Genomic DNA, 9137 nt, shown 5'->3' on the forward strand with positions numbered 1-9137 from the left:
CTACATGGCCGGCAAGGGCAAGGAGTGGACGAACCCGGGGCTCGACCTGGCCGACTTCATCGGCACCAGCTTCACCACCGGCCCCGACAAGAAGCTCTACCAGCTGCCCGACCAGCAGTTCGCCAACCTGTATTGGTTCCGCGCCGACCTGTTCGCCCGGCCGGACCTGAAGCAGAAGTTCAAGGCCAAGTACGGCTACGAGCTGGGTGTGCCGCTGAACTGGAGCGCCTACGAGGACATCGCCGACTTCTTCTCCAACGACGTGAAGACCATCGACGGCAAGCCCATCTACGGCCACATGGACTACGGCAAGAAGGACCCGTCGCTCGGCTGGCGCTTCACCGACGCCTGGCTTTCAATGGCCGGCACGGCCGACATCGGCATCCCCAACGGCAAGCCGGTCGACGAGTGGGGCATCCGCGCCTCACCCGACGGCTGCACACCGCTCGGCGCCAGCGTGTCGCGCGGCGGCGCCACCAATTCGCCCGCGGCCGTCTACGCACTCACCAAGTACGTCGACTGGATGAAGAAATACGCCCCGAAGGAAGCCACCGGCATGACCTTCGGCGAGGCCGGCCCCGTGCCGGCCCAGGGCCAGATCGCCCAGCAGATCTTCTGGTACACCGCCTTCACCGCCGACATGACCAAGCCCGGCCTGCCGGTGGTCAACGCSGACGGCACGCCGAAGTGGCGCATGGCCCCGRGCCCGAACGGCCCGTACTGGAAGCAAGGCATGCAGAACGGCTACCAGGACGTGGGCTCATGGACCTTCTTCGAAGCGCACGATGCCAACAAGACGGCGGCAGCCTGGCTGTACGCGCAGTTCGTGACCGCCAAGACCGTTTCGCTCAAGAAGACCATCGTGGGCCTGACGCCCATTCGCGAGTCCGACATCCGCAGCAGCGCGATGACCGACCTGGCGCCGAAGCTCGGCGGCCTGGTGGAGTTCTATCGCAGCCCGGCCCGCGTCGCATGGACGCCGACCGGCACCAACGTGCCCGACTACCCCAAGCTCGCGCAGCTCTGGTGGAAGAACGTCGCCGTCGCCGTGACGGGTGAGAAGACCCCGCAGGCCGCCATGGACAACCTGGCCGAGGRGATGGACCAGGTCATGAGCCGCCTAGAGCGCGCCGGCATGGCCCGCTGCGCGCCCAAGCTCAACAAGAAGGAAGACCCGGGCAAGTGGCTGTCCGACAAGAGCGCACCGTGGAAGAAGCTCGCCAATGAGAAACCCAAGGGCGAAACGATTGCCTACGACACGCTGCTGAATGCGTGGAAGTCGGGGAAGGTTCGCTGAGCAAGCGACTGTCCGTCGCCGATGGCGATTGCGCGTCTGGCCCGGCGAAGCGCCGGGTCTTTTTCTTGCGCGTTGCGATTGCATGTGAGCGCGGCAATGCGCTCGCTGCTCACGCCGGGGCGCGCGCACGACGGCGCACTGTGGATCGTCCAGAACAAGACCAAGCGAGCCATCGAGATCACCGGCGAGTTGGCCAGTTGATCGACCGGATCAACGCCCGGCCGCGCGAGCGCCTGAACTCACTCCCCCCTCAGCATTCGGCCCAATTCGTTGTGGTCCACGCGAAAAAGCTTGGGAACGACGAACAGATAGACGATGAGCAAAGGCATCGTGATCGCAAGGACCACGAGGTCGCTCGCACTACCGTGGCGGCTCATGATCACGAACGATGGCAACCCAAACACGCCTTGAAGCCACTTGGCCGAGTAGATCGACGAGATGATTCCCGACAGAAGAATCGCCAGGGCAAAAAACCACCTGAAAACCCTGCTTTTGGCCACTGTTAGTCTCCGGCTCACGACGTCTAGACCACCTCCATTTTGGCTGCACCAAGCCGATGTCGCTGCAAGGCCGACGCCCGACCTGCTGCCTAACTCGGTTGCACATCATCGCCAAGGCACGCACACTGGCCGTCCAACTTCTGGGGGTCAGTTCACTGGTTTGGTGGACACCATCCTGACCATCACGGGCGAGCCGTTCAAGATGAGTTCGCTGGATGCTTACCGATAAGTAGCCATTGCTTGGCTACAAARCGCGCTCGCAGTAGCGGTAGGCCTCCGTCGACTCAAACATCTCAGCTTTGATCGGGTCGCTTCCAAGCGGTAGCCATAGAGCCCGAATCTCACATTGAGACGCAAAGTTCGGCGCCTTGATAAGTGCAGGGTGCTCGCCGAGATCCACCCCATTCCATTGCTCGCGGCGCTCCGCATAAGCCACTGGACGGATTCCCAAGAATTGGACTGCGATCCTCGATTGCAGCGCGCTCGTTATCGCCTGACAGAACTTGGCCACGTGGGTGATTTTGACGCACGCATCTGCGTCCTCAAACTCTCTAAGAATCGCCGTTGAGAAGCGTGACGCCAAGCAGTACACGAACAGGTCTTGAGAGTTCAGCTCGCGCTCGAAGCTGATGCTTTGAATGTTCAGCTCGCCCCATCGCCAATCGGGAAGCGAAACGCTTCCCCAAATGCTTTAGCGCGCTCGGTCCCTCCCTTGAAAACCTCCGCGTCAACGCCGTGGTAGAGGGACTTTTTACCTTCGTCAGGGTCCGCAACGCCTCGCTTGTGTTCAATACGCCGAAAGTCCTGCAGGGTGCCAACGCGCAGGACCCCGACCTGAGCCAGGCCGTCGCACCATTTGACCGCGCTGAATTTATACAGTGCCACTGCGCTAACGCCTCCGACGCGTTTTGTAGACCCCGCATCGAATTGTAGAAAAGCCCCGGGTAGACGAACTACGCGGCGCTTGCTCTAAGTGCTTGTAGCTTCGACGAAGTCGATGCCCTGCGACGACAGGCGGAATGCTCGGGATCGGTCGGACCGATCCCTCGGCCTCGCTAGGCGCTCGGCCCGTGGCCAGAGGCCACGTCCAAGGCAGTCCACCGGACTGCCTTGAGCGAACCACTCGGTGGTTCTCATCCGCCCCAAACCCCCAAACGCAAACGGCACCCCGAAGGGTGCCGTTCTTGTCTGGTGGCCTGGGGCGGAATCGAACCACCGACACGCGGATTTTCAATCCGCTGCTCTACCAACTGAGCTACCAGGCCTTGATCTGCTTCCCGAATGGCTGGCGCCGTTCAGCGAAGTCCGCGACTGTAGCACAGGCCGCGCAGCTTTTGCTACGTCAGCCGCCGCTGCCACGCTTGTTGCGGCTCAGGTCGACGCCCAGTTGCTTGAGCTTGCGGTAGAGGTGGGTGCGCTCCAGGCCGGTCTTCTCGGCGACGCGGGTCATGGAGCCGTTTTCCTTGGCGAGATGGAACTCGAAGTAGCTCTTCTCGAAGGCGTCACGCGCCTCGCGCAGCGGGCGGTCGAGCTCGAAGCTCTGCTCGGACGCCAATGCGTTGCCAGGCATGTGGCTGTTGCCCGCGAGGCTGGCGGGCGCAGCCTGCATCGGGCTCATCTCGGGGCGGGCATAGCTGTTGGCCATGCCGACCGCCGCTGGCGCGGGGCGCGGCGGGGCAGTCTTGACCAGCGCCTGCTCGACGGCGCGCAGCAGTTTCTGCAGCGTGATCGGCTTTTCGAGGAAGGCGATGGCACCGAACTTGGTGGCCTCCACCGCCGTGTCGATGGTGCCGTGGCCGCTCATCATGATGACGGGCATGGTCAGCACGCCGGCGCTGCCCCATTCCTTGAGCAGCGTTACGCCGTCGACGTCGGGCATCCAGATGTCGAGCAGCACGAGATCCGGGCGCATGCGTTCACGCACCGCCCGCGCCTGGGTGGCGTTCTCGGCAAGCTCAATGGTGTGTCCCTCGTCGCTGAGGATTTCGGACAACAGGGCACGGATGCCCAGTTCGTCGTCGACAACAAGAATCGTGGCCATGAATCCTTAGGTCTTGGCAGCCTGTGCACCGGGCTCGGTGGCAGGTGCCAGATTCGAAAATGATAGCGAAACTTGCGCGCCGGTCACGACAGCCTCCTGACTGCCGTCCGGGGGAGAACCCGCATCGGAAGCCGGATGCAGGTTGCGCAAGGAGATGCGGGCGCCGTGTTCGTCGGCAATTTTCTTCACGACGGCCAGGCCCAGGCCGGTGCCCTTGGCCTTGGTTGTCACATAAGGTTCGAAGGCGCGCTTTAGCACTTTTTCGGCAAAACCGGGGCCGTTGTCGACGATGTGCAGGCGCACCGAACGCGGCGTGCCGCCCTCGGTCACGGACAACGAGGAGCGCACGGCCACATGGCCATCGGGGCGCTCGTGCACGGCGTCCAGGGCGTTCTGCACGAGGTTGTGGATGACCTGGCGCAGCTGGCTGGCATCGCCCTTGATGTGGGGCAGGTTGGCGGCCAGCTCGGCCGTCAAGCGTCCCCGCTCCTGCGGCTCGGCGTAGAGGCTGAGCACCTCGTGGATCAGCTCGTTCAGATCCAGGGGCTTGAGCTGGGCCGACGGCAGACGGGCGTAGTCGCGGAACTCGTTGACGAGCTGCTTCATGGCCTGCACCTGGTTGACGATGGTGGCCACCGAACGCACGAGCATGGCCTGGTCGGTACCTTCGAGCTTGGCTTCGAGCTTGTGCTGCATGCGCTCGGCCGAGAGCTGGATGGGCGTCAGCGGGTTCTTGATCTCGTGGGCGAGGCGGCGCGCGACCTCACTCCAGGCGGCCGAGCGCTGCGCCGACACCACCTCGGAGATGTCGTCGAAGACGACAAGGCGGGCCGCCTGCGGCAGTGGCGCGCCGCGCACGAGCAGGGTCAGCGGGTCCTGCTTGGGGTCGAGCTTGAGCTCGAAGGAGTCCTGCCAAAGCTCGCGGTCCATGTCGCGCTCGCCGCTGTCGCGGCCGAGGTGCTGCTCGAAGCGCTGGTCCAGCGCCGCGGAGAACTCGGCCAGCGGGGCAAGGTCGGCCAATGGGCGGCCGATGTAGGCCGACAGCGGCAGGCGCAGGATGCGCGTCGCGCCGGGGTTGACGGTCTCGAGGAAGCCGTCGGCGTCGATGACGAGGACGCCGGCGGTCAGGTTGTCGAGGATGGTCTGCAGGTGGGTGCGGGCGGCGTCCAGCTCGGCCACGGTGCGCGACACCTGCGCGCGCGCGTCGGCCAGTTGGCCGGTCATGTCGGCGAAGGAGCGTGTCAGGCCGCCGAGTTCATCGCGCGAGGCGAGCACGGGGCGCGCGGAGAGGTCGCCCTGGGCCACGAGGCGCATGCCGTCGGCCAGCATCAGCAGCGGCCGCGCGAGCTGGTTGCCGAGCGTCACGGCCAGCAGCAGGGCCGCGAAGGTGGCCAGGATGAGCACCAATGTCAGCGTGCCCAGGTACATGCGGCGCAGGCCGACGCGCTCCAGCGAGCGCTGCTGGTATTCGGCGTTGGCGGTCTGCACCGCCAGGGCATTGGTCAGCATGCTGGCCGGAATGCGCTGGATGACCATCAGGTAGCGCTCGTCCAGCCCCAGGCGCAACTCGGTATTGCGCATCCGCGCCAGCGTGCGGATCTGGGCGCCGCCTTCCAGGGCTGCGGCCTCGTCCTCCAGCCCTTCGAGCTGGCTGGCCACGCTGCCACGGGCCTTGTCCAGCATGGCTCTGCTGGGGCGGTCGGGCGTGAGCTGGCGGGTATCGCCGCCGCCCTCCAGCAGGATCTGGCCGTTGGCGCCGACGACGGCGACCGTGCGGGCGCCAAGCTTGTCGCGCAGGCGCTCCAGCGCCAGCAACTGCGGCGTGCTGCTTTCGGCGAGCTGGTCGGCGGCGTCACGCGTCTTGGTGCCGAGGTCGCTCACCATGGCGTCCAGCGTGCCGCGGCCGAGGTTCAGGCCAGCCTCCAGCGCGCTGGCCAGGCGCACGTCGAACCAGGTCTCGATGCTGCGGTTCACGAACTGGTAGGAGACGGCGTAGATCATCACGCCGGGCACGATGCCCACCAGCGCGAAGATGCTCGCCAGCTTGAGCAGCAGTCGGCTGCCGAAGCGGCCACTGCGCACACGCAAAACGAGGCGCACGGCGGCCGTCAGGATGACCAGGGTCAGCACCACGGCGACCCCCACATTGACCCAGTAGAGCCAGTTGTAGTGGCGCTCGAAGAAGGCACGCTCGGACGTGGTGCCGACGATGAGCACGAAGGCCAGCACACCGGCCACGCCCGTCAGGGTCACCAGGGTGATGACCCAGCCCCAACGCGAAACCTTGGTCATTTCAGAGTGAAGTCGGGCGCGAAGTAGCGCTTCTGCTCGATGCTGAGCGCAAAGCCCGATTGCAGGCCGATCTGCATGGGGCGCGGCAGCTGGGTGACGTCGAGCTTGTAGCTGAACTCGAGGTAGTAGCTGCCGCCGTCCTCGATGTCCTTGGCCTCGGCAATATGCCAGGCGCTCTGGCCGCGCATCGCGGTCAGCGCTTCGTCCAGCGTCGCGAAGCTTTGGTGCAGGCCGCCGTTGGAGACGCGGTACTGCCGGGTCAGGGACTGCCAGGCCAGGCGCCAGGTGCGCTCGGCGCGGGCGACGCGGGCGTCGCGCCAGTACCAGCGGTTGCGCAGCACGGTGGCCTCAACGACGAAATACAGCGGCACCCCCTTGTGCAGTGCGTCTTCGGCGGGGTGACTGAGTTCGAAATGAGTCGTGAAGCTCAGGTCCAGGCCGTCGTCGGCGCGGCGCGCGGACAGCTGGGACAGCTCGATGCCGTCTGCCCGCGCCGGCCCGGGGGCCAGGGCGAGCAGCACGGCAAAGAAGGCGGCGATGGCGATCCGGGCGAACAAATCAGGGTTTCGTGATCAGTGCGTAGAAAAAGCCGTCCAGAGGCGACTGCTGTTGCGAACCATTGTCAGCCAGGGGCAGCAGGTGACCTGTGAACCCGGGCACGGCATGGGACTTGGCGTCAGTTTGGCGTTGCAAAAACGCGTCGAGCTGGGCCTGGCCTTCGGCGCGGAAGACAGAGCAGGTGGCGTAGACGAGGCGGCCGCCCGGCGCGAGCAGCGGCCACAGCGCGTCCAGCAGCTCGGCCTGGATGCGGGCCAGGGCGGTGATGTCATCGGGGCGGCGCAGCCAGCGCACGTCGGGGTGGCGGCGCACGATGCCGGAGGCGCTGCAGGGGGCGTCAAGGAGGATGGCGTCGAAAGGCTGGCCATCCCACCAGGTGCCGGTCTGGCGGGCATCGGCGGCCTTCAGCGTCGCCTGTTGCTGCAGGCGGTTGAGGTTGTCCTGCACGCGGATGAGGCGCTGCGCGTCGGCGTCCAGCGCGGTCAGCTGCAGGTCGGGCTGCAGTTCCAGCAGATGGGCCGTCTTGCCGCCCGGTGCGGCGCAGGCGTCCAGCACGCGGGCACCCGGCTTGAGGCCTGCGCCGACGACGAGCGGAGCGGCGAGCTGGGCGGCCGCGTCCTGCACGGACACCAGACCCTCGGCAAAACCGGGCAGGGCCGACACGGGCACGGGCTTGTCCAGCACAACGGCCTGGGGCGTGGGAGCGCCCAGGGTGCGTGCCGCGATGCCGGCGGCCGCCAGGCGCTTCACGTAGTCATCCGCCGTGGCGCGCTGGGCGTGCACCCGCAGCGTCATCGGCGGTGGGCGGTTGTTGGCGGCCAGGAGGGCCTGCCACTGCGCCGGCCAGTCCAGCCGCAGCTTCTCGACCCACCAGGCCGGGTGGTTGAAGGCGCCCAGCGGGCTGCGCTCGGCGGCGGCGACGATGGCGCCGCGTTCGCGCAGAAAGCGACGCAGTACGGCGTTGATGAAGGCAGCGCTGGCCGGCGCGCGCTGCTTGGCGGCGTGGACGGCCTGGTCGACCAGGGTGTGGTCGGCGTACATGGGCGACGAATCGGGCTCGGGGTCGGGCCAGAGCAGGGCCAGCGAAGTCAGCAGCAACGCGTCGACGCGCGCCGGCGGCGCCTTGGGCGCGAGCTGCTGGCGGGCCGCTTCGGCGCCGCCCAGGCGGCGCAGCGCCGTGAAGGCCAGGGCCTGGGTGCCGGGGCGCAGGTCGGCGGGCACGCGGCCCAGCAGCTCGGTCAGGGATTTGCCCTCGCGCACGCCCTGGACGGCATCGGCGGCCTGGGACAGCAGCCGGTGCAGGGGAGCCGACATCGAGCCGGCTTGGGGGCTTTGGGACATCGCGCCAGTGTAGGAGCGGGCTTTGGCCGGAGAATTCGCGCCCATGAATGCACCCGCCCCCGACGCGCCCGTTTCCGAACGCATCCGCTACCGCCTCGTGTCGGCCGGCTGCCGCCACCACGCCAACGACAACATCGCCGCCTACATCGAGCCCGGTGAACTCGACGCGCTGCAGGCTGAGGTGCAGACCCGCATGCAGGAAGTGCTGAAGAGCCTGGTCATCGACACCGACAGCGACCACAACACGCAGGAAACCGCCAAGCGCGTCGCCAAGATGTTCGTCCGCGAGGTGTTTGCCGGCCGCTACGCCGAGGCGCCGACGGTGACCGAATTCCCCAACATCAGCCGCCTCAATGAGCTGATGATCGTCGGCCCCATCACCGTGCGCAGCGCCTGCTCCCACCACCTCTGCCCCATCATCGGCAAGGTGTGGATCGGCATCATGCCCAACGAGCATTCCAACCTGATTGGCCTGTCGAAGTACGTGCGCCTGACGGACTGGATCATGAGCCGCCCGCAGATCCAGGAAGAGGCCGTGATCATGCTGGCCAACGAGCTGGAGACCCGCGTGCGGCCCGACGGCCTGGCCGTCGTCATGGAGGCCGACCACTTCTGCATGCACTGGCGCGGCGTCAAGGACATCGAGGCCGCGATGACCAACAGCGTCATGCGCGGGGCTTTCCTGACCGATCCCAATCTGCGGCGGGAGTTCCTGTCGCTGATGAAGAAGTCGTGAGCCCCTCGTCCAGTCTCGGCCCGACCGCCTACAGCGAGCGCGCTTCGCTGAAGCCGTAGAGATTCGCCAGCACCCGCGTCGGGAACTGGTGCAAGGCCTCGTTGTACTGGCCGACCGCCTGGTTGAACACCTGCCGCGCGAATGCGCGCTGGCGCTCGATCAGTTTCAGCTCGCTGACCAGGCCGTCGATCTCGGTTTCGCTGCGCAGCTCGGGCTGATGGTCCAGCAGAGACAGCAAGCGGGTCAGCGCCGCGGCGTGCAGCGCGCTGGCCACGGCCAGGCTGCCGACCGGGTCGGGTGCCCAGGGCTTGCTCCGCGAGGCCAGGGCTGCGGCTTGCGATTCCGCCTGCGCGCTCGCCAAGGCATCGAACG

General features: G+C 66.6%; 7 protein-coding genes, 1 tRNA gene and 2 pseudogenes. 2 read left to right on the forward strand and 8 right to left on the reverse strand.

What is annotated here, in order from left to right; translation table 11 throughout:
* Positions 1 to 1297, forward strand: a 1297-nt coding sequence (locus ACXJKR_RS16245) for a carbohydrate ABC transporter substrate-binding protein (RefSeq protein WP_457323706.1), incomplete at its 5' end; no start/stop codon positions are given.
* A gap of 239 nt (positions 1298 to 1536) precedes the next feature.
* Here ACXJKR_RS16245 and ACXJKR_RS16250 read toward each other — a convergent pair.
* From ACXJKR_RS16250 to rsmB, 7 genes and pseudogenes are all read right to left on the reverse strand, one after another.
* Positions 1537 to 1797, reverse strand: coding sequence for a hypothetical protein (locus ACXJKR_RS16250; RefSeq protein WP_457323707.1), 261 nt, complete (start codon positions 1795 to 1797; stop codon positions 1537 to 1539).
* Between the two features lie 1189 nt (positions 1798 to 2986).
* Positions 2987 to 3062 (reverse strand) — tRNA-Phe (locus ACXJKR_RS16255).
* Between the two features lie 77 nt (positions 3063 to 3139).
* Positions 3140 to 3325, reverse strand: a pseudogene (locus ACXJKR_RS16260) (helix-turn-helix domain-containing protein); the annotation flags it as partial.
* Positions 3326 to 3469: 144 nt separating this feature from the next.
* A pseudogene (locus tag ACXJKR_RS16265) lies at positions 3470 to 3838 on the reverse strand (response regulator); the annotation flags it as partial.
* 6 nt (positions 3839 to 3844) lie between these two features.
* Positions 3845 to 6130, reverse strand: coding sequence for an ATP-binding protein (locus ACXJKR_RS16270; RefSeq protein ID WP_457323708.1), 2286 nt, complete (start codon positions 6128 to 6130; stop codon positions 3845 to 3847).
* Complete coding sequence (locus tag ACXJKR_RS16275) at positions 6127 to 6687, reverse strand: DUF4390 domain-containing protein (RefSeq protein ID WP_457323709.1); 561 nt, start codon at positions 6685 to 6687, stop codon at positions 6127 to 6129. Before ACXJKR_RS16275 ends, ACXJKR_RS16270 begins: the two co-directional genes overlap by 4 nt.
* A gap of 1 nt (position 6688) precedes the next feature.
* On the reverse strand, positions 6689 to 8029 hold the full coding sequence (gene rsmB, locus ACXJKR_RS16280) for a 16S rRNA (cytosine(967)-C(5))-methyltransferase RsmB (protein ID WP_457323710.1): 1341 nt from the start codon (positions 8027 to 8029) through the stop codon (positions 6689 to 6691).
* Positions 8030 to 8072: 43 nt separating this feature from the next.
* Between rsmB and folE the strand changes: the two genes are divergently transcribed.
* Positions 8073 to 8765 (forward strand): GTP cyclohydrolase I, encoded by a 693-nt coding sequence (gene folE / locus ACXJKR_RS16285; protein WP_056205638.1) that lies wholly within the window; start codon positions 8073 to 8075, stop codon positions 8763 to 8765.
* Between the two features lie 28 nt (positions 8766 to 8793).
* On the opposite strand, the gene ACXJKR_RS16290 is transcribed toward folE, so the two are convergent.
* On the reverse strand, positions 8794 to 9137 hold a 344-nt coding region (locus ACXJKR_RS16290; RefSeq protein ID WP_457323711.1), incomplete at its 5' end, for a LemA family protein.

This window comes from Roseateles sp. P5_E11, from assembly GCF_054049355.1.